Below are 17,591 nucleotides of genomic sequence, written 5' to 3' on the forward strand. Positions count from 1 at the left end.
GATGGACGTGATTGCGGACATCCTGCTGGCCGCCGGTGCGCTTGGGGCGGCGATCTATTGCGCGGTCCTGTCGGCGCGGCTGAAGCGGTTCGCCTCGCTCGACAGTGGGATGGGCGGCGCGATCGCCATCCTTTCGGCCCAGGTGGAGGAGTTGAGCCGCGCCCTCACCACCGCGCAGGCCGTGGCCGGGCAACAGGCGGCGCATGTGACCGAAGTTTCGGCCCGGGCCGAGGCTGCCGCCAAGCGGCTGGAGCTTCTGGTCGCCTCGCTCCACGATCTGGAGGTGACGCCATGAAGCCCGCACGGATCGGGGCGCTGGCGGTGCTGGCGCTGCTTCTGGCCTCCTCCGGGGCGTTGCGGCTGGGATCGGGGATCGGGGCGGCGCTGGCGCGCACGCCCGAACCCGCCGCCGCCGCGCCCGTGATCTGCCCCGCGACGCCCGCGGCGCTGGTGCAGGCCCTGAACGCGCGCGAAAGCCAAGTCGCCGTGCAGGAGGCCGCCTTGGCCCAACGTCAGGCCAGCCTCGACGCCGCCGCGACCGCGATACAGGACCGCATGGCCGCCCTCGCCGAGGCCGAGGCCCGGCTGTCGGACACGCTGGCGCGGGCCGACGGCGCGGCGGAAGGCGATCTCGCCCGGCTGACGGCCGTGTACGAGGCGATGAAGCCCAAGGATGCCGCCACCCTCTTCGGCACGATGGAGCCCGATTTCGCCGCGGGTTTCATCGGCCGGATGCGTCCCGACGCCGCCGGCGCCGTGCTGGCCGGCCTTCCGGCCGAACAGGCCTATGCCATCAGCGTGCTTCTGGCCGGGCGCAACGCGCTCGTCCCGAAGGAGTGAACAGTCACAAATGTCGCCGAGGCGCGATTGTCAGGAGGAACCGACATGATCGGAATGATCGGGATCGCCGTGGTCTTCGTCATGGTGTTCGGCGGCTATGTCGTGGCCGGTGGAAAGCTGGGGGTGGTGATGCATGCCCTGCCCTATGAAATGGCGATGATCGGTGGCGCGGCCATCGGTGCGTTCCTTCTGGGCAACGACATCGGCACGGTGAAGACGACGCTGCGCGACATCGGCAAGGTGTTCCGCGGCGCACGCTGGAAACCGGGCGACTATCAGGATCTGCTCTGCCTTTTGTTCGCGCTGGTGCGTCTGGCCCGCTCCAACCCCGTCGCACTGGAGGAGCATATCGAGGGGCCGGGGTCCTCCGCGCTCTTTGCGCGCTATCCGCGCATCGCCGCCGATCACGAGGCGGTGGATCTGATCTGCGACACGCTGCGCGCCGCCTCCATGAACTACGACGATCCCCATCAGGTGGAGGAGATGCTGGACAAGCGGATGGAGGCTGCGGGCCATCACGCCCTCGCCTCCAGCCACGCGCTGCAATCCATGGCCGATGCGCTGCCCGCGCTTGGGATCGTGGCGGCGGTGCTGGGCGTCATCAAGACGATGAGCGCGATCGATCAGCCGCCGGAGGTTCTGGGCGGCATGATCGGCGGCGCGTTGGTCGGTACGTTCCTCGGGGTGTTTCTGGCCTATGGCATTGTCGCCCCCTTCGCGACCCGGCTGAAGGCCGTCGCCGAAGAGGACGGCCATTTCTACATCCTGATCCGAGAGGTGCTGGTGGCGAACCTGCATGCCCATCCGGCGAATATCTGCGTCGAGGTCGGCCGCCAGAACACGCCCCATGACAAACGTCCCAGCTTCGCCGATATCGAAGGCGCCCTGCGCGCCGCGAAGGAGGCTGCGTGATGCGCTGGCTTCTGGCGGTCCTTCTGATGAGCGGCGCGGCGCAGGCCGATGTCCTCGTCCGCTCGGGCGAGCATGGCAGCTACACCCGCCTCGCCTTCGATCTACCGACGGCGCGGGCGTGGAGGATGGGACGTGTGGCGGACGGCTATGCCCTGCGGCTCGATCCCGCGGTCACGCTCGATATGTCGCGCATCTATCGCCGGATCGGGCGCGGGCGGATCGCCGGGGTCGGGGTGGATGCTGCGACAGGCGATGTCCTTCTGCGGCTTGGCTGCGCCTGCTATGCCACGGCCTTCGAGAGCCGTCCGGGCACCGTGGTGATCGACGTGCATCCCGGCGCGGCCAAACCGGGATCGCGCTTCGAGCTGTCGCTCGATCCGCCGCCCCCGCCGAAGCCGGTGGTGCGGACCGCCGGCTACGATTGGACCGACATCACCCGCACGCCGCCGGATCTGCCGATGGCCCCCGCGCTCGATCCGTTCCGCGATGCGGTGCTGCGCCAGCTTGCGGCGGGCGCGGCGCGGGGCGTCGTCGATATGGTGGACCGCCCGCCGCCTTTGCCGCCCCTTCCCCTGCCCGAACAGGTCCGCATCGCCGAAGAGCCGGGCTTCGTCGCCGATCCCGATCAGCCGCTGACCACCGACGGGCTGGCCTGCATTCCGGACGCCGACCTCGCTTTGGGCGATTGGGGCGCGGACGGCCCCGCTGCACTGACGCTGGCCAGCGGCCGCGGCGGGCTGGAGGGGGAGTTCGACCGCCCCGACCCGGAGGCCGTGACCCGCGCGATCCGCTATCACCTGTTCCTCGGTTTCGGGGCGGAGGCGCGGCAGATCGCGCAAGTCTATGCGCCGAACGCCGAAGGCCGGGCGCTCTGGTCCGATCTTGGGCATCTGGTCGATGCCGAGGAGGCGACGGCGGGCATCCTGCCCCCGATGGCCGGTTGCGACGGGGCGGCCGCGCTCTGGGGCATCCTGTCCCTGCCCCGCCCGCAGCCCGGCGCCCCCGAGAATGCGGGCGCCGCGCTTCAGGCCTTCACCGCCCTGCCGCAGCATCTGCGCCGCGACATCGGCCCGATGCTGGTGGAACGGTTCACCGCGCGGCATGACGACGCCTCGGCCATGCGGGTGCGCGATGCAATCCTTCGGGCCGAACCCGCCCCCGATGCGCCCCTGCGCACGCTGACCGCCGCTCCGGGGGCCGAGGGGGACAGCGCGCTGGCCGCCATCGTCGCCGAAGGCGGACGCGACACCGACGAGGCGCGGATCACGCTTGCGGACCGGCGGCTCAGCGCGCGCCAACCGGTGGACGAGCCGACACGCCTTGCCCTAGAGGCGCTGCTGCACGAAGCGCGCGGCGGCCCGGACGAGGCACGTCTGGCGCGCCTCGTGGCCCTTGCCCGCGCCGCGACGCAGGATTTCGACACCGCCTTCGCCGAGGCACCGGCTTCCACCGAAGCCGAGCTTTGGGCATGGCTGGCCGAGGCGGGGGGCGATGACGCGATCCTGACCCATGGCGTGCTGGCGGACGGGACGGCCCGCCCGATCGTCCCGCGCGAGGTGCGGCTTGCGATGGCCCGCCGCCTGACGGATCTGGGCCTGCCCGATCCCGCCCTTCGCTGGCTGGACACAGACCCGGCTGCCGCGCCGGAAGACGAACGCCTGATCGCCGCCCGCGCGCATCTGGCCCGGCAGGACGGCCTTGATGCGCAGCGATGGCTGGGGGGACTGGACACGGCGGAGGCGACCGCGCTGCGCACCGCTGCCGCGCGCCAGCTTGCCGGCCCCAGTGCCGAGGTATCGGTACCCACCGTCGCGCCTGCGCAGCCGATGACGCCGCTGGCACAGGGGCGCGCGCTGACCGCCGATTCCGATGCCGTGCGCCAACAGATTGAGGCGCTTCTGACACGCTAACGAAATCGAAAGACTCGCGGGGGCAGGATGGGCGGTGAAGCGGCCAAGCCGCGCGATGGCGGGTGAAACCCATGATGCGGATCTTTCTGGCGCTTGCCGTGATTCTGGCCCCGGCCGCCGCATGCGCGATGCAGGATCCCGCCGTCCTGTGCGAAAACGCGGCCGCCGATGCCGCGCGCCGCGTGGGCGTGCCGGTCGATGTGATGATGGCGCTGACGCTGGCCGAAACGGGGCGTCAATCGGGCGGGCGTCTGCGCCCGTGGCCTTGGGCGATCAACCGCGGCGGCGAGGGGGCTTGGTTCGCCTCGCAGGCCGAAGCCATGGCCTTTGCCGAAACCTCGCTGCGCGAAGGGCGGCGCAATTTCGACATCGGCTGCTTTCAGATCAATCACCGCTGGCACGCGGATGGTTTCCCGAACCTCGCAGCGATGTTCGACCCCGAGACGAACGCCCTCTATGCCGCGCGTTTCCTGCGCCAGCATTACGACCGGACGGGCGATTGGGCGCAGGCCGCAGGTGCCTACCACTCGCTGACACCCGAATTCGCCGACCGCTACATGCAGCGTTTCGCCGCCCTGCGCCGGGGCGAAGGCAGCGCGCCCGTCATGCCTGCCGTCGCGCGCCTCAACGCCTTTCCGCTGCTGAATGGCGGGCGCGGCCATGCCGGATCGCTGGTGCCGCTGGGATCGGCCGCCCGCCGCCTGATCGGAGACTGAGATGACCCTGCGCAGCCTTTACCAGCCGACGGTCCTGATGGCGCTGGCGCTGACGGCGATCGTCGTGATGATGATCCTGCCCGTCCCCGCTTGGATGCTGGACATGGGCCTTGCGCTGTCCTTCGCGCTGGCGATCCTGATGCTGACGGTGACGCTGTTCATCGAACGCCCGCTCGATTTCTCGGCCTTTCCGACGGTGCTGCTGGCCTCGCTGATGCTGCGCCTTGCGCTCAATGTCAGCTCGACCAAACTGATCATCGGACAGGGCCATACCGGCACCGCCGCCGCCGGCCATGTGATCGAAGGGTTCGCCAATTTCATCATGAACGGCAACCTCGCGCTTGGGATCGTGGTCTTCTGCGTGCTGCTGATCGTCAACTTCGTCGTCATCACCAAAGGCGCGGGCCGCATGGCCGAGGTGGGGGCGCGCTTTGCCCTCGACGGGATGCCCGGCAAGCAGTTGGCGATCGACGCCGACATGGCCGCCGGTGCCATCGACCATGCCGAGGCGAAGGCCCGGCGCGAACGGGAATTGGCGGAGACGACCTTCTTCGGCGCGCTCGATGGGGTGTCGAAATTCGTAAAGGGCGATGCCGTCGCGGGGCTGCTGATCACCGCGCTGAACATCGTGGTCGGCCTTGGCGTCGGGATCGGGGTGCATTCCATGGCCCCGGGCGAGGCGCTGCGCACCTATGCCGTGCTGACGGTCGGCGATGGTCTGGTGGGGCAGATCCCGGCGGTCCTCATCTCCATCGCGGCGGCGCTCTTGCTGACGCGGGGCGGCGCGACGGGGGCGGCGGATGTCGCGTTCTTCCGCCAGCTTGGCCGCTATCCGGCGGCGCTTGGTACGGTGGCGGCGCTGATGGCGGCCTTTGCGGTGGTGCCGGGCCTGCCCTTCATTCCGTTCATGGCCGGGGCGCTGGCGCTAGCCGCCGCCGCATGGGCCGGGTATCGCCGCGCCGCGATCCCCGCCCCCGTGCCGGAGCCGGAGGTTCCGGCCGCCGCGCGCCCCCTTGGCGATGTTCTGGATTTCGACGACATCCATATCGAATTCGCCTCGGACCTCGTGCCCTTGGTGCTGGACCCGGCCACCGGGATGGACGCGCGCATCACCTCCATGCGGCTGCATATGGCGACGGCCTTCGGCCTGATCCTGCCCGAAATGCGCCTGACGGATGAACCGAGCCTGCCGCCCGGCACCTACCGCATCCGCCTGCAGGGCGTGGAGAAGGCGCGGGACCGGTTGCAGCCCACGCGCGTTCTGGTGCTGACTTCCGAGGCCATTCCCGCCCCGCCGGGAGAGGATGTGCGCGAGCCGGTCTATGGCGCGCCCGCCCGTTGGATCGACCGCGCCCGGCAGGAGGACGCTGCCTTTGCCGGTCTGACCGTCGTTTCCCCCGCCGAGGTGCTGGCGACGCATCTGCTGGAGGTGCTGCGCGCCAACCTCGCCCGGCTTCTGACGCTGAAGGGGCTGCGCCGCCTGCTGGACGAATTCGTGAACCTCTCCGATCCCGTCCGGGCCGCAGCCAACCGGCGCCTTCTGGACGAGCTTGTGCCCGACAAGGTGCCGGTCGATCTGCTCTTGCAGGTGCTCCGCCTCCTGCTGGAGGAGCGGGTGTCGATCCGCAACCTGCCCCTGATCCTCGAGGCCGTGGCCGAGGCCCGCGCCCTGCATGCCCCCGAAGCCGTGTGCGAGCATGTGCGTCAGCGGCTCGGCTTCCAGATGGTCGCCGAAATCCGCCGCGCCGATGGGACGATCCCGCTGATCCAACTGGCCCCGGAATGGGAGCAGGCCTTCGCGCGGCATCAGATGGATGGCGGGCAGAACGTCGCGCTGCCGCCCGATCTCTTTGCACGGCTCGCGGCGGGGCTGACGGACAAGCTGAACCGCGCGGCCGAGAATGGGGTGCAGCCCGCCCTCATCACCTCGGCGGCGCGGCGGCGCTTCTTGCGCACCGTCGTCGCCGCCAAGGGCTTCGGCGCGCCCGTCCTCTCCTTCGAGGAGATCGGGCTGGAGGGGCGGCCCTCCATGGTTGGCGTGGTGCCGCCATGATGCCGCTGTATCAGACGCTGGCCGAATTGACGGGCCTTGTCACGGATGGCGCCCCGACGGTGCTGGCGGTGTTCCTGCGGGTCGGCGCGATCATGGCGCTGTTGCCCGGATTCGGGGAGGCGACGGTGCCGATGCGCATCCGTCTGGCGGTGACGCTGGCCTTCACCGCGATCGCCGCGCCGCTGGTGACGGTGCCGCCGCTTGGCCTTGGCGGCTATGGCGGCGAAGTTCTGGTGGGGCTGCTTCTGGGCATGGGTCTGCGCCTGTTCGTGCTGGCGCTTCAGACGGCGGCGAGCATTGCGGCGCAGGCCGCCTCGCTCTCCCAACTGATCGGCGGCGCGGGGGAGCCGCAGCCCGCCCTCGGCCACCTGCTGCTGTCGGCGGGGCTAGCACTGGCGATGGCCGCGGGCCTGCATCTGCGGGTGGTGGAACTGATCGTCGGCTCCTATGCGGCGCTGCCGGCGGGGCAGATCCCGGCGGCGGCGGATATCGCCGGATGGGGGGTGCCGCAGGTCGCCCATGCATTCAGCCTCGGCTTTCAACTGGCCCTGCCCTTCGTTGCCGGGGCGCTGATCTACAACATCGCCATCGGCGTCATCAACCGGGCCATGCCTCAACTGATGGTGACGATGATCGGCGCACCGGCGCTGGTCCTCGGGGCCATGGCGCTGCTGCTCGTCGCCGCGCCGGTGATCCTGACGCTGTGGCTGGGTCAGTTCCACACATGGCTCGCCAATCCCTATGAGTGACGAGGGCGAGAAGGAGTTCGCCGCCTCCCGCCAGCGGCTCGACGAGGCCCGCAAGAAGGGTGAGATCCCCCGCTCGACCGATCTGACGTGGGCCGGGGCCTGCGCCGGGCTGGTGCTGGCGGCCACCCTGTCTGGGCCGGGCCTGCGCAAAGCCGGAGGCATCCTGCAGACGGTCATTGCGCAGGCGGACCGCATGGCCCCGATGATGCGGGACGGCGCGGCGCCGGTGCTGAGCGATGTGGTGGGCGCGCTGCTGGGGGCGCTGGCCCCGCTTTTCGCCCTACCGCTGCTTGGAGCGGTGCTGGCGCTGGGGCTGCAACGCGCGTTTCTGTTCACCCCGTCGCGGCTTGCGCCGAAGCTGGACCGGATCTCACCGCTCGCGGCGGCGAAGAACCGTTTCGGGCGGCAGGGTCTGTCGGAGTTCGGCAAGAGCCTTGCAAAGATGCTGGTCGTCGGGGTCGTGCTGACGCTGTTCCTGAAGGCTCGGCTTCCCACCCTGTTGATCACGATCGAAACCGACCCGGGCATCGGCGTTGCGCTGCTGCTGCGGATGATCCTGCATTTCCTCGGGGTCGTGCTGGTGATCGCGCTGGCCTTCGGCGCGGCCGATTACCTGTGGCAGCGGCACGAACATGGGCGGCGCAACCGCATGTCCCGGCAAGAGATGATGGACGAGCACAAGACCGCCGAGGGCGATCCCCACATGAAGGCGCAGCGGCGGCAGCGCGGGATGGATATGGCGATGAACCAGATGCTGGCCGATGTGCCCAAGGCCGACGTCGTACTAGTGAACCCGACGCATTACGCCGTGGCGCTGGCATGGGACCGCGCCTCGGGCCGGGCGCCGGTCTGCGTGGCCAAGGGCACGGACGCCATCGCCGCCCGCATCCGCGAGGCGGCGGCCACGGCCGGCGTGCCCATTCACCGCGATCCCCCCACCGCGCGGGTTCTGCACGCCGCGCTGGCCATCGGGGATGAAATCCACCCCGACCATTACCGCGCAGTGGCGGCGGCCATCCGCTTTGCCGAAACGCTGCGCCGCCGCGCAAAGGACCGAGGATGACCCCGTTCGACCGCCTGACCCGCATTGCGGACCTTCTGCTACAATCCCGCCTTGCGCGCTTGCGCGAAAGTGCGGCCGCGCGCGACCGGTCCCGCATGGCGCTGACCGCGCTGGATGTGCCCCGGCGCGAGGGCGATCCGGTGGCCGAGGCGCAGATCGCGCTGCGCTACCAATCCTGGGCCGATGCGCGGCGGGCGGAGATCAACCTGACGCTGGCCCGGCAGACGGCCGATTGGCTGCGCGCGCAAGAGGAGGCCCGCATCGCCTTCGGCAAGGTGCAGGTGCTGCGGCAGATGCGAAAGAAGTGATCACGCATCCTGGCGCATGATATCCACGATCAGCACGTCCGAGACGATATCCCCGAGCACCCTCTGCGCCGCCTCCAGCAGCGAGCGGCGCAGCACGACGAGATTGTCGGCATCGGTGAAGCTGTTGTCGAAACCACCGGTATTGGCGTGATCGAACAGTACCTTGAGGAAGCTGTCTCGCAGCTTCGGCTCGCGCGCGTAGACGGTGGCCGAGGAATCGGGCACCGTTTCGAGGCTGAGCGACAGGATGACCATGGCCGTCACCCGCCCCCGGTTCAGCACCGGCACGACGAACTGGTTGCTCAGCTTCACATAATCATGGGCGGTATCGGCGGCCGGGGCTGGGGCCTCTTCGGCCTCGGAGGCGGGGCGCAGGGCATAGCCCGCGCCCACGCCGCCCACGAGCGCCACCACCGCAAGCAGGATCGGAACCAGCGCGCGCATCAGAACGGCAACACGATGTCGGTGATCTGCTGGCCATAGCGCGGCTGCTGCACATCGGTGATCTGCCCGCGCCCGCCATAGGAAATGCGCGCCCCGGCAATCTTGTCATAGGTGATCTCGTTCTGCCGCGTGATGTCGGCGGGCCGGACATAGCCGGTCACGATCAGTTGGCGCAGCTCGAAGTTCACGCGGACCTCCTGTTCGCCCTCGATCCGCAGGACGCCGTTCGGCAGCTCCTCCACCACGGTGGCGGCGACGCGCAGGGTCAGTTTCTCGTTCCGTTTCACCGACCCATCCCCTTCATAGCTGTGCGTCGAGGATGTGTTGACCGCATCGGCCATCGTCGCCCCATCCGGCAGCTTGCGATCCAACCGCTGCGGCAACCCGACGAGCGAGGGAATCTTCATCGAGTCGCTTCCGGCGCGCGAGCGATCGGTGCTGTTAGAGATCTCGGCCTTGTCGTCGATCTCGATCACGACGGTCAGGATGTCGCCCCGATGCTCGGCCCGCCGGTCGTTGAAGAGCGAGGCCCGCCCCCCCGTCCAAAGCGAGGACGCCGCGACCGGCGTGTCGGGATCGACCGAATCCGGCATCGGTGTCGAATAGATGGCGTGATATTCGGAACTCCCCTCCAGCGGGGTGAAATCGGGTGCCTTGCCCACTTGGGACAGCCGGCCGCACCCCGCCAGAAGGATCAACAGGACGATCAGGGAACGCATGGGGGGACTCCTAGGGGTTCGGCCCGACGATCACGCCGCCATCCGGAGTGACGCGGCCCGTCACGGTGGTGCGCGAGGCAAGATTCATGACGCGGATCACATCACCGACCCCGCCGCGGCCCAGCGCCCGCCCTTCGGTCAGGATGGACAGGGTGCCGCTGTGAAAGGACAGGGACACGAGTTGATTGCGATCGACGAGCGCGGGCGGCCCGAGATCTTCGGGCCGGATCGGGCGGTTCGCATAGAGGGTCACGCGGGCCTCCATCCCGACGGCAAGGCGCGGATCGTCGAGCGCGCCCTCCGTATCCTGCGGCAGCAGCGCCAGATCGGTGGCCGCCAGCACGGTGTCGGCGCGGATCGTGCGGCTGGCGACGACCGTATCGGCCAGCGCCGGTCCCGGCAGCAACAGAAGGGCGAACAGCCACCTCATCGGACCTGCGCCGTCGTCGACAGCATCTGATCCGCCGCAGTGATGACCTTTGAATTCAGCTCGTAGCCGCGCTGCGCCTTGATGAGTTCGGTCACCTCGCGCACCGCATCGACGGAGCTTTCCTCGAGATAGCCTTGGCGCAGGGTACCAAGCCCGTCTTCGCCCGCAACGCCGGTCAGCGGCGGGCCGGACGCCTCGGATTCGAGAAACAGGTTCGAGCCCGTCGCCTCCAGCCCCTTGGCATTGGTGAACCCGACGAGGTTCATCTGCCCCAGAAGCTGCGGCTGCACCGTGTCCGAGAAATAGGCGTAAACTTCGCCCGAGGCGCTGATCGACACGCTGCGCGCATCGTCCGGGATGGTGATGCCGGGCGCCACCTCATACCCGTCGGCGGTCACGATCAGGCCATCGGCCGACCGTTTCAGCGCGCCGTCGCGGGTATAGGCGGAGGTGCCGCTCGGCAGGGAGACTTCCAGATAGCCGCTCCCCTCGATCGCGACATCGAGATCGCCGCCCGTCTGCTCCAGCGAGCCCTGCGCCAGCACCACCGACACCGCAGCCGGGCGCACGCCAAGGCCCAGTTGGATGCCCGTCGGCATCATGCTCCCATCTTCGGAGGTGACGGTGCCGGGACGGGCCAGCTGCTGATAATGCAGGTCCGCAAACTCCGCGCGGCGGGCGTTGTATCCGGTGGTCGACATGTTCGCGAGGTTGTTGGACACCACGTCCACCCGCATCTGCTGGGCCGCCATGCCGGAGGCCGCGATCTGAAGCGCCTTCATTCCTGTCTCCTACTGTCCAAGCGTCTGGAGGACGCCTCGCAGGCGCTCATCCTCCCGGTCCAGGAAGCCCTGGCCCAGTTCATAGGCGCGCTGCACCTCGATCATGCGAGCGACCTCGGCCACCGGATCGACGTTCGATTCCTCCAGCATGCCCTGATGGATCGTCGCCCCTTCGGCCGGTTCGGTCTCGGACGCGCTGAAGAGCGTGCCGCCATCATGGCGCAGCGACATCGGATCGGTCGGCTGCACCACCCCCACCCGGCCCAGCGGCTGCCCACCGGCGGAGAGCGTTCCATCCGCCGCGATCGCCACTGGCCCCGCATCGGGCGGCACGAACAGCGGCGCGCCGCCATCGTCGAGCAGCAGATCGCCATCGGGGTTCACGAGCTCCCCCTCGGCCGAGGGGGTGAAGCTTCCGGCCCGTGTCAGACGCTCCCCTTCCGGGGTCTGAAGGGCGAAGAACCCCTCCCCCTGAATCGCGAGATCGAACGTGCCGCCGGTGGAGGTCAGCCCCGCCTGCCCCAAATCCACATGCCGCGCCGAGGCCGTGGCCATCGAGAGCGAGGGCGCATCGTCCAGCGCCCGGACGAATTCGGTGAAGACCACCCCCTCCCGGCGAAACCCGGTGGTGGAGATGTTGGCGATGTTGTTCGCAACCGCCTGCATCTCGCGCATCAGGCCCGATTGCCGCGTCAGCGTGACGTAACCCGTGGCGTCCATCCTACTGCCCCGCGATCTGCGGCAGGATCACCGCATGAAAAAAGGTAATCAGCGTGGAGGTCATGAAGCTCATCGACACCCAGAACACCGCCAGCATCGCGCCCACCTTCGGCACGAAGGTCAGCGTCATCTCCTGCACCGAGGTCAGGGCCTGCAGCAGGCCGATCACCACCCCGGCGATCAGCGCCACGATCAGCAGCGGCGCCGACATCTGGATCGCGATCCAGATCGCCTGACGCAGCGCATCGAAGATCGCGGCCTCGGTCATACCTGCATCCTTAGGATGTCCTGATACGCCTCGACGACCTTGTCGCGCACGGTCACCACCGTCTCCACCGCCAGTTCGGAGGCCGACAGCGCCTGCACCAGCGCTTGCGGTTCGGCCCCCCCGGTCATGACGGCGGTGGCGGTCTGTTCGCCCTGCGCCAGCGTGCGGGCGAAATCGCCGACGAGCGCGCCGATCCCCCCTTCTTGCGGCTGGGTGGCGGGGCGGGCGCGCGCATAACTCTGCGCGGCAAGGCTGGCGGTGATGTCCATGGCGGAACTCCCCTATCGGCGAAGAAGCTCGAGCAGGCCCTGCGTCATCTGACGCGCCTGATCGAACATGCGAAGATTGGCGTCGTAGCTGCGCTGCGCCTCTCGGGCGTCGGCGATCTCCACCACGAGGTCCACGTTGGAGCCGTCGTAATGGCCCGTGGCATCGGCCAGCGGATGGCCGGGGTCGTAGACACTGTCGAGCGCGCGCCGATCGAGCCGCACCGGCCCCGCCGCCACGCCGCCGGCCACCGTCTCGGCAAAGCTGATCGTCTTGCGGTGATAGCCGGGCGTGTCCGCGTTCGCGATATTCTCGGACACATGGCGCAGGCGCTGGCCCTGCGCCTCCATCCCCGAGGCGGCGATGCCGAGGCTCTGCATGAGGTCGGCCATCAGCCCCTCCCCAATGCGGTGCGCAGGATGTCGGTCGTCGCGCGATAGACGGTCAGGGCGATGTCATGCTCCTGCTTGATATCGGCGGCGCGCAGCATCTCCGTCTCCAACGAGACGGTGTTGCCGTTCGGATCGGCCATGGCGGTGGTGGAGACCGCAGGCACCGTATCGGCGACCGCTGTCAGATGCGCGGGCCGCGTCGTGCGCAGGGCGCCGCCTTCGTAGATGTCGGCGAAGGGCGCGAGGTCGCGCGCCTTGAAGCCCGGCGTGTCGGCATTGGCGACGTTCTGCGCCGCGAGCGCCTGCCGTTCCCCGGCATGCTGGGCCATGGCCTGCGCCATGCGTGACAAGATGATCATATCGAACATCGGGGCTTCTCCCTCGATCCGTTTCATCAAGCCTTAAGGGTGATTCCTTTAGGAAGGGTTGACGAACGAAAGGGAAACGCATGCCGCAGCATTTCGAGGGGCTGATCGCCCAGCTGAACAGCCTTCAGGTGGCCCGCCGCATCGGCCGCATCGCCGCGCTGGAGGCTGGGCGTATCCGGGTGACCGGCCTGTCGGACGTTGCGGCCCTCGGCGATCGTCTGCGCCTGAACGGGCGCGAGGGCGAGGTGATCGGCCTGTCCGCCAGCGACCTGATCGTCCTGCCGGAGGAGCCGCCGGAGGGGTTGGCGATCGGCGGCCCGGTGGAGCATCTGGGACCGCCGATGCTGGCCCCAGACGATGCGTGGATCGGCCGCATCGTTGATCCGCTGGGCCGCCCGCTGGATGGGCGCCCCCTGCTGCCGGGGGCTGCGCCGCGCCCCTTCACGGCGCCGCCGCCCCCCGCTGCGCAGCGCCGCGCCCTCGGCCATCGGCTGACCACGGGGCTGGCGCTGTTCAACACCCTCCTCCCCCTCGTGACCGGGCAGCGCATCGGCCTGTTCGCGGGCTCGGGCGTCGGGAAATCGACGCTGCTGGCGCAGTTGGCCCGCGGGATCGAGGCCGATATCGTGGTGATCGCCCTGATCGGCGAACGGGGGCGCGAGGTGCGCGAATTCGTGGAGGAGGTTCTTGGCCCCGAGGGTATGGCCCGCGCGGTCGTCGTCGCCGCCACCTCCGACCAGTCGCCCCTGATGCGGCGGCGCTGCGCGTTGGCCGCCATGGCCGTGGCCGAGCATTTCCGCGATCGGGGCCGCCATGTGCTGCTTTTGGCCGATTCGATCACCCGTTTCGCCGAAGCGCATCGCGAGGTCGCCACCGCCGCCGGAGAGGCGGCGAGCCTGCGGGGATTTCCCCCCTCCACATCCCACGCGATCATGTCGCTGGCCGAACGGGCCGGGCCGGGCCGGGCGGATCAGGGGGACATCACGGCGGTCTTCACGGTGCTCGTCGCAGGCTCGGACATGGACGAACCTGTGGCCGACATTCTGCGCGGCACGATCGACGGGCATGTCGTGATGGATCGGGCCATCGCGGAACGGGGGCGCTTTCCGGCGGTGGACGTGCTCCGCTCCGTCTCGCGCAGCCTGCCCGCGGCGGCCACGCCCGAAGAGAATGCTCAGATACAGGCGGCGCGCCGCGTGCTTGGCGCATGGGACCGGGCCGAGATGATGGTGCAGGCCGGGCTCTATGCCAAAGGGTCCGACCCTGCGGTGGATGAGGCGTTGCGCATCTGGCCGCATCTCGATGCGTTCTGCGCCGGAACGGCCGGCGACATTCCAAGCGCCTTTGCCGGGCTTGCCGCCTGCCTCAAACGATGATGGACAGGATGGAGGATGCCGAACCGCTGCCCGACAGCAGCGAAAGCGCCGTCGCGCCGGGGGACGTGCTCGACACGCCATCCTGAAGCTGCGCCATCGCAAGGAAACGCCGCAGCAGCTTGTCGAACACCTCCGGGTCGGCATAGGCCGCGGGCGAGGTGCTTCCGGTCAACCCGCGCGACCTCTCCTTCAGGACGGACAGCTGCTGATCGAGGTCGATGGAGGCAAAGCTGTCCGGCAGCCCGAAGGCGGTCTGGAACAGTTCCCGCAGCGGCTCCGATCCGAGGACCGAATACCACATGGTGTTCTCGGACCCGCCGCTGGCGGCGAGTTCCGGCAGATCGACCTGCGCATTCATGGCGACGCGTAGGGTTACGTCCTGATCGCCGACGGCAATCATGAACTGCTTGTCGACATAGCGTGACAGGATCTGATCGGCGAAGCCCGCCTCCCCCGTCGCTGCCGTACCGCCAAAGCCGAAGGCCTTCGCCATCGCGGCATAACGATCGTCCGAGAGCCGGTTCGCAAGCGAACTGTCATCCCCCAGATCGCTGTCGAGCACCTTGCGGATGAAGTATTTGTTGTTGATGTCGTCATCCAGTCCGAAGGCTCCCAGCGCCACCTCCAGCAGGCGGCGATCGGCCACCAGTTCCGCCCCCGTGGTGATGCTGCCGATCTTTTCGCGAAAGTAGTCCTCGCTCCTCTGAACGGTGGCGGAGCCTTCGAAGGCGGCCTTCTGCGCCGGAAGCGTGCGCTGCAGAAAAGCCCAGCCGCCATAACCGCTCATCGGAAGGACGGGTGTGAAGCTCATTGCGCCAGCAGCCGTTCCTCGCGCGGGAGCAGGGCCCGCAGGGCCCGCAGCGCGGCATAGGGCTGATCGGCCAGCGCCGCCGCCGTCGCCTGCGTCAGCAGCGAGCGGCTGTCCTGATCGATCAGCGCTTGGCTCAGCTGTTCGATACCGCAGAGGAGCTGACGACGGCCCGCCCCCGGTTCGGCATCGCCCGACAGCATCAGTTGCGCGATATAGCAGACACGGCGCACCGGCGTCGTGACCTGATCGGGATGCAGCGCATCGCGCAGGCGCAGGATCTTCACATCCGGGCTGCGGATCGTCAGCCGGGTGCGCCGGTCGCCATTTTCGATCACGGCGCCGTTAATCAGCACGCGTTCGTTGGGGCCGAGCTTCAAGACGAGGCCGCTCATATCCCCGCATCCCCGCGCAAGCCGCGCATGACAGCGGTGTTGATCTCGATCAGCGCGCCCACCTCGGCGGTGCGGCGCAGAACCCTGGCGCTGTGCTGCGCGGTGAAATCGGCCAATCCGATCAGGCGGGCGCGCAACGAAATGGGAAGGGCGTTCCCCTCCTGCATCAGGTCGCGGCGCAGCAGCACCCATAGGCGGCGATTGGCGTCCAATGCGGCGGCAAGCGCGGGGAAATTCCCGGACTCTTCGGCATGGGCGATGTCTTTGGTGACGCGCACGAAGGCGTCGTACTCGATGCCTCGGGCATCGCGGGCCGGGGATCCCGGCTCGGCATAGGCGTTGCGGTGGGGGGCAAGGGCAGTCAATCCGGCTTCTCCTGATTGGTGGCATCACGAACCGGGGCGGACGAATCCGCCCCGGTCTGGTGCATCAGCGGAACAGCGACAGGATGTTCTGCGGCGACTCGTTCGCGATGGACAGCGCCTGCACGCCCAGCTGCTGCTGAACTTGAAGCGCCGAGAGGCGGGCCGAAGCCTCCTCCATATCCGCATCGACGAGCGAGCCGACGCCCGACGTCATCGCGTCCGACAGCTTGGACACGAAGTCCTGCTGCATCGACAGACGGTTCTCGGACGAGCCGAAGGAGGCCGCCGCGTTCGTCGCGACTTTGATCAGGCCTTCGATGGTGTCGAGTGCGGACTCGGCGCCCGATGGGGATGCCGCATCCGCCGCCGCGGCCGTGACGTCGATCGTCCAGATATCGGCAAGACCGCCCGAGGCCGTGCCACCGTCGGCGGGATCGGTGCCCATCGACAGATCTTGACGATCCACGGAGATGTGGTTCGGACTGACCTTCTGGTCGGAACTGCGATCCAGCGACGCAAGAACCTTCATCGGATCCGTGCTGGTGCCGTTCACGAGGTTCAGCCCGTTGAACTGGGCCGAACCGACCACCGTCCCGATCTGATCGCGCAGCGAGGAGATGTCCCGCTGCAGCGATTCGCGGTCCACGTTCTCGCCCTGTGCCGAGACGATCTTTTCCTTCATCTGGGTCAGCAGGTCGGTCACGGTTTCCGACGCTTGGCGCGCCACCGACACGGTGGACTGGCCGAGCGACAGGCTTTCGCCGATGGTGTCGAACCCCGCGACATCCGATTCCATCGTCTTGGAGATCGCCCAGATCGCGGCGTTGTCCTTGGAGGAGGAGACGGATTTCCCCGTCGAAATCTCGCTCTGCACCTGCGTCAGGTTGCTGTTGATGCCCTTCATCGTCTGGAGGGCGACCATGGCGCTGGTGTTGGTCAGGATCGAAGACATGTCTTTTCCCTTCGGGCCGTCGTTTCGCGGCCAAATGCCGTTTCCGGCGGGTCGTGGCGTTCTGTCCCTGCGGTCTTGGCCGCGCCACCCCGTGTGGGATGCCCCTCCTGACTGCGGCCAACGCCCCTAAGAAACGTTTAATGCCGCCGGGAAGTTAGATTGCATTCGATTCAAAACCGCCGGGTCAGCCGAGCCGAGCCGTCCTGCTCCGTCCGCCGCCCCGCCCCGTCATAGGTGACAAGCTGGCGACCGCCCTCGCCCATGGCGCGGATGTCCTGCAGGCGCCAGCGCGCGGCCTGAAGCCCTTCCATCACCGCCTCCAGCCGCCGCGACAGGCGGGCGCTGCGGGCGCGCAGGCGGCGTAGCGTGGCGGGATCGGTGCCGCAGCCCCGCGTCGCCGCCTCCAGCGGGCCGGCCAGCGCCGCGAGCGCCGACAGATCGCCATCCTTCAGCGCGCGCTCCGCCGCGTCGAAAATCTCATCCGGCATCCTGCCCTCCCATCGCGCGGAACAGCGATTCGGCCAGACCGATGCCGCCCTTGGCCACCATCGCATCCGCCTGCGCCTCGCGCAGGAACGAGGCGAACTGCTCCTCCCCAATCCCGCCCCCCGAAGAGGTGGCATCGAGGCCGGCATGGCCCAGCATCTCGGCCAAAAAGGCCGATTCGAGTTGTCGCGCCTTCACCCGCAGCGGATCGGCCTGCGGGGTGGCGGGGGATAGGGGCGTGATCATCTGGCATCTCCCGTTTTTTCGG

General features: G+C 68.7%; 25 protein-coding genes. 10 read left to right on the forward strand and 15 right to left on the reverse strand.

Annotated elements, in window-relative coordinates:
• The first annotated feature begins 1 nt into the window (after position 1).
• From GR316_RS06415 to GR316_RS06455, 9 genes are all read left to right on the forward strand, one after another.
• A complete protein-coding gene (locus tag GR316_RS06415; protein WP_211783139.1) occupies positions 2–295 on the forward strand; it encodes a hypothetical protein in 294 nt (97 codons plus the stop codon).
• A complete protein-coding gene (locus GR316_RS06420; RefSeq protein ID WP_211783140.1) occupies positions 292–840 on the forward strand; it encodes a MotE family protein in 549 nt (182 codons plus the stop codon). The genes GR316_RS06415 and GR316_RS06420 overlap by 4 nt, the downstream gene beginning before the upstream one ends.
• A gap of 45 nt (positions 841–885) precedes the next feature.
• The gene (gene motA / locus GR316_RS06425) at positions 886–1,752 is read left to right on the forward strand and encodes a flagellar motor stator protein MotA (protein WP_211783141.1); all 867 of its coding nucleotides are present in this window, start codon (positions 886–888) and stop codon (positions 1,750–1,752) included.
• Positions 1,749–3,662, forward strand: a complete 1,914-nt coding sequence (locus GR316_RS06430; protein ID WP_211783142.1) for a hypothetical protein — start codon at positions 1,749–1,751, stop codon at positions 3,660–3,662. Before motA ends, GR316_RS06430 begins: the two co-directional genes overlap by 4 nt.
• 71 nt (positions 3,663–3,733) lie before the next feature.
• Positions 3,734–4,378 carry a lytic transglycosylase domain-containing protein gene (locus GR316_RS06435; RefSeq protein ID WP_211783143.1) on the forward strand — a complete coding sequence of 215 codons (645 nt, stop codon included), beginning with the start codon at positions 3,734–3,736 and terminating at the stop codon, positions 4,376–4,378.
• Position 4,379: 1 nt separating this feature from the next.
• On the forward strand, positions 4,380–6,431 hold the full coding sequence (locus GR316_RS06440) for a flagellar biosynthesis protein FlhA (RefSeq protein ID WP_211783144.1): 2,052 nt from the start codon (positions 4,380–4,382) through the stop codon (positions 6,429–6,431).
• The gene (locus GR316_RS06445; protein ID WP_211783145.1) at positions 6,428–7,180 is read left to right on the forward strand and encodes a flagellar biosynthetic protein FliR; all 753 of its coding nucleotides are present in this window, start codon (positions 6,428–6,430) and stop codon (positions 7,178–7,180) included. The genes GR316_RS06440 and GR316_RS06445 overlap by 4 nt, the downstream gene beginning before the upstream one ends.
• Complete coding sequence (locus GR316_RS06450; protein WP_211783146.1) at positions 7,173–8,243, forward strand: EscU/YscU/HrcU family type III secretion system export apparatus switch protein; 1,071 nt, start codon at positions 7,173–7,175, stop codon at positions 8,241–8,243. Before GR316_RS06445 ends, GR316_RS06450 begins: the two co-directional genes overlap by 8 nt.
• Positions 8,240–8,551 carry a hypothetical protein gene (locus GR316_RS06455; RefSeq protein WP_211783147.1) on the forward strand — a complete coding sequence of 104 codons (312 nt, stop codon included), beginning with the start codon at positions 8,240–8,242 and terminating at the stop codon, positions 8,549–8,551. Before GR316_RS06450 ends, GR316_RS06455 begins: the two co-directional genes overlap by 4 nt.
• Here GR316_RS06455 and GR316_RS06460 read toward each other — a convergent pair whose 3' ends face one another.
• Genes GR316_RS06460 through GR316_RS06500 form a run of 9 tightly spaced genes read right to left on the reverse strand, consistent with a single transcriptional unit; the run spans position 8,552 to position 12,941 of the window.
• A complete protein-coding gene (locus tag GR316_RS06460) occupies positions 8,552–8,998 on the reverse strand; it encodes a flagellar basal body-associated FliL family protein (protein WP_211785132.1) in 447 nt (148 codons plus the stop codon). It abuts the gene before it with no gap.
• Positions 8,995–9,714, reverse strand: a complete 720-nt coding sequence (gene flgH / locus GR316_RS06465) for a flagellar basal body L-ring protein FlgH (RefSeq protein WP_211783148.1) — start codon at positions 9,712–9,714, stop codon at positions 8,995–8,997. The genes GR316_RS06460 and flgH overlap by 4 nt, the downstream gene beginning before the upstream one ends.
• Positions 9,715–9,724: 10 nt before the next feature.
• The gene (gene flgA / locus GR316_RS06470; protein WP_211783149.1) at positions 9,725–10,144 is read right to left on the reverse strand and encodes a flagellar basal body P-ring formation chaperone FlgA; all 420 of its coding nucleotides are present in this window, start codon (positions 10,142–10,144) and stop codon (positions 9,725–9,727) included.
• Entirely contained in the window at positions 10,141–10,926 is a 786-nt protein-coding gene (flgG, locus tag GR316_RS06475) for a flagellar basal-body rod protein FlgG (RefSeq protein WP_211783150.1), read from the reverse strand. The genes flgA and flgG overlap by 4 nt, the downstream gene beginning before the upstream one ends.
• Positions 10,927–10,935: 9 nt before the next feature.
• Positions 10,936–11,646 (reverse strand): flagellar hook-basal body complex protein, encoded by a 711-nt coding sequence (locus GR316_RS06480; protein WP_211783151.1) that lies wholly within the window; start codon positions 11,644–11,646, stop codon positions 10,936–10,938.
• Position 11,647: 1 nt separating this feature from the next.
• A complete protein-coding gene (locus GR316_RS06485; protein WP_211783152.1) occupies positions 11,648–11,914 on the reverse strand; it encodes a flagellar biosynthetic protein FliQ in 267 nt (88 codons plus the stop codon).
• Positions 11,911–12,183: a flagellar hook-basal body complex protein FliE gene (gene fliE / locus GR316_RS06490; RefSeq protein ID WP_211783153.1), complete on the reverse strand. Its 273-nt coding sequence runs from the start codon at positions 12,181–12,183 to the stop codon at positions 11,911–11,913. The genes GR316_RS06485 and fliE overlap by 4 nt, the downstream gene beginning before the upstream one ends.
• Before the next feature lie 12 nt (positions 12,184–12,195).
• The gene (flgC, locus tag GR316_RS06495) at positions 12,196–12,573 is read right to left on the reverse strand and encodes a flagellar basal body rod protein FlgC (RefSeq protein WP_211783154.1); all 378 of its coding nucleotides are present in this window, start codon (positions 12,571–12,573) and stop codon (positions 12,196–12,198) included.
• Positions 12,573–12,941 (reverse strand): FlgB family protein, encoded by a 369-nt coding sequence (locus GR316_RS06500; protein ID WP_211783155.1) that lies wholly within the window; start codon positions 12,939–12,941, stop codon positions 12,573–12,575. The genes flgC and GR316_RS06500 overlap by 1 nt, the downstream gene beginning before the upstream one ends.
• Before the next feature lie 80 nt (positions 12,942–13,021).
• On the opposite strand from GR316_RS06500, the gene GR316_RS06505 reads away from it, so the two are divergent.
• Entirely contained in the window at positions 13,022–14,317 is a 1,296-nt protein-coding gene (locus GR316_RS06505; RefSeq protein ID WP_211783156.1) for a FliI/YscN family ATPase, read from the forward strand.
• On the opposite strand, the gene GR316_RS06510 is transcribed toward GR316_RS06505, so the two are convergent.
• The 6 genes from GR316_RS06510 to GR316_RS06535 all read right to left on the reverse strand — a co-directional run bounded on the left by GR316_RS06510 (position 14,307) and on the right by GR316_RS06535 (position 17,569).
• Entirely contained in the window at positions 14,307–15,128 is an 822-nt protein-coding gene (locus GR316_RS06510) for a DUF1217 domain-containing protein (protein ID WP_211783157.1), read from the reverse strand. The genes GR316_RS06505 and GR316_RS06510 overlap by 11 nt on opposite strands.
• Positions 15,125–15,520, reverse strand: a complete 396-nt coding sequence (gene flbT / locus GR316_RS06515; RefSeq protein WP_211783158.1) for a flagellar biosynthesis repressor FlbT — start codon at positions 15,518–15,520, stop codon at positions 15,125–15,127. Before flbT ends, GR316_RS06510 begins: the two co-directional genes overlap by 4 nt.
• A complete protein-coding gene (flaF, locus tag GR316_RS06520; RefSeq protein ID WP_211783159.1) occupies positions 15,517–15,885 on the reverse strand; it encodes a flagellar biosynthesis regulator FlaF in 369 nt (122 codons plus the stop codon). Before flaF ends, flbT begins: the two co-directional genes overlap by 4 nt.
• A gap of 64 nt (positions 15,886–15,949) precedes the next feature.
• Positions 15,950–16,837, reverse strand: a complete 888-nt coding sequence (locus GR316_RS06525) for a flagellin N-terminal helical domain-containing protein (RefSeq protein ID WP_211783160.1) — start codon at positions 16,835–16,837, stop codon at positions 15,950–15,952.
• A 170-nt stretch (positions 16,838–17,007) separates the two neighbouring features.
• Positions 17,008–17,325 (reverse strand): hypothetical protein, encoded by a 318-nt coding sequence (locus tag GR316_RS06530; RefSeq protein ID WP_211783161.1) that lies wholly within the window; start codon positions 17,323–17,325, stop codon positions 17,008–17,010.
• Positions 17,315–17,569 (reverse strand): rod-binding protein, encoded by a 255-nt coding sequence (locus GR316_RS06535; protein WP_211783162.1) that lies wholly within the window; start codon positions 17,567–17,569, stop codon positions 17,315–17,317. The genes GR316_RS06530 and GR316_RS06535 overlap by 11 nt, the downstream gene beginning before the upstream one ends.
• Between the last annotated feature and the right edge of the window lie 22 nt (positions 17,570–17,591).

Origin of the sequence: Falsirhodobacter algicola (assembly GCF_018279165.1) — a bacterium.
GTDB lineage: Bacteria > Pseudomonadota > Alphaproteobacteria > Rhodobacterales > Rhodobacteraceae > Falsirhodobacter > Falsirhodobacter algicola.

Bases quoted from the DNA above. Each gene is read 5' to 3' on its own strand.
- GR316_RS06415 (WP_211783139.1), top strand. From the start codon at position 2: ATGGACGTGATTGCGGACATCCTGCTGGCCGCCGGTGCGCTTGGGGCG.
- GR316_RS06420 (WP_211783140.1), top strand. From the start codon at position 292: ATGAAGCCCGCACGGATCGGGGCGCTGGCGGTGCTGGCGCTGCTTCTG.
- motA (WP_211783141.1), top strand. From the start codon at position 886: ATGATCGGAATGATCGGGATCGCCGTGGTCTTCGTCATGGTGTTCGGC.
- GR316_RS06435 (WP_211783143.1), top strand. From the start codon at position 3,734: ATGATGCGGATCTTTCTGGCGCTTGCCGTGATTCTGGCCCCGGCCGCC.
- GR316_RS06440 (WP_211783144.1), top strand. From the start codon at position 4,380: ATGACCCTGCGCAGCCTTTACCAGCCGACGGTCCTGATGGCGCTGGCG.
- GR316_RS06445 (WP_211783145.1), top strand. From the start codon at position 6,428: ATGATGCCGCTGTATCAGACGCTGGCCGAATTGACGGGCCTTGTCACG.
- GR316_RS06450 (WP_211783146.1), top strand. From the start codon at position 7,173: ATGAGTGACGAGGGCGAGAAGGAGTTCGCCGCCTCCCGCCAGCGGCTC.
- GR316_RS06455 (WP_211783147.1), top strand. From the start codon at position 8,240: ATGACCCCGTTCGACCGCCTGACCCGCATTGCGGACCTTCTGCTACAA.
- flgH (WP_211783148.1), bottom strand. From the start codon at position 9,714: ATGCGTTCCCTGATCGTCCTGTTGATCCTTCTGGCGGGGTGCGGCCGG.
- flgA (WP_211783149.1), bottom strand. From the start codon at position 10,144: ATGAGGTGGCTGTTCGCCCTTCTGTTGCTGCCGGGACCGGCGCTGGCC.
- flgG (WP_211783150.1), bottom strand. From the start codon at position 10,926: ATGAAGGCGCTTCAGATCGCGGCCTCCGGCATGGCGGCCCAGCAGATG.
- GR316_RS06480 (WP_211783151.1), bottom strand. From the start codon at position 11,646: ATGGACGCCACGGGTTACGTCACGCTGACGCGGCAATCGGGCCTGATG.
- GR316_RS06485 (WP_211783152.1), bottom strand. From the start codon at position 11,914: ATGACCGAGGCCGCGATCTTCGATGCGCTGCGTCAGGCGATCTGGATC.
- fliE (WP_211783153.1), bottom strand. From the start codon at position 12,183: ATGGACATCACCGCCAGCCTTGCCGCGCAGAGTTATGCGCGCGCCCGC.
- flgC (WP_211783154.1), bottom strand. From the start codon at position 12,573: ATGGCCGACCTCATGCAGAGCCTCGGCATCGCCGCCTCGGGGATGGAG.
- GR316_RS06500 (WP_211783155.1), bottom strand. From the start codon at position 12,941: ATGTTCGATATGATCATCTTGTCACGCATGGCGCAGGCCATGGCCCAG.
- GR316_RS06505 (WP_211783156.1), top strand. From the start codon at position 13,022: ATGCCGCAGCATTTCGAGGGGCTGATCGCCCAGCTGAACAGCCTTCAG.
- GR316_RS06510 (WP_211783157.1), bottom strand. From the start codon at position 15,128: ATGAGCTTCACACCCGTCCTTCCGATGAGCGGTTATGGCGGCTGGGCT.
- flbT (WP_211783158.1), bottom strand. From the start codon at position 15,520: ATGAGCGGCCTCGTCTTGAAGCTCGGCCCCAACGAACGCGTGCTGATT.
- GR316_RS06525 (WP_211783160.1), bottom strand. From the start codon at position 16,837: ATGTCTTCGATCCTGACCAACACCAGCGCCATGGTCGCCCTCCAGACG.
- GR316_RS06530 (WP_211783161.1), bottom strand. From the start codon at position 17,325: ATGCCGGATGAGATTTTCGACGCGGCGGAGCGCGCGCTGAAGGATGGC.
- GR316_RS06535 (WP_211783162.1), bottom strand. From the start codon at position 17,569: ATGATCACGCCCCTATCCCCCGCCACCCCGCAGGCCGATCCGCTGCGG.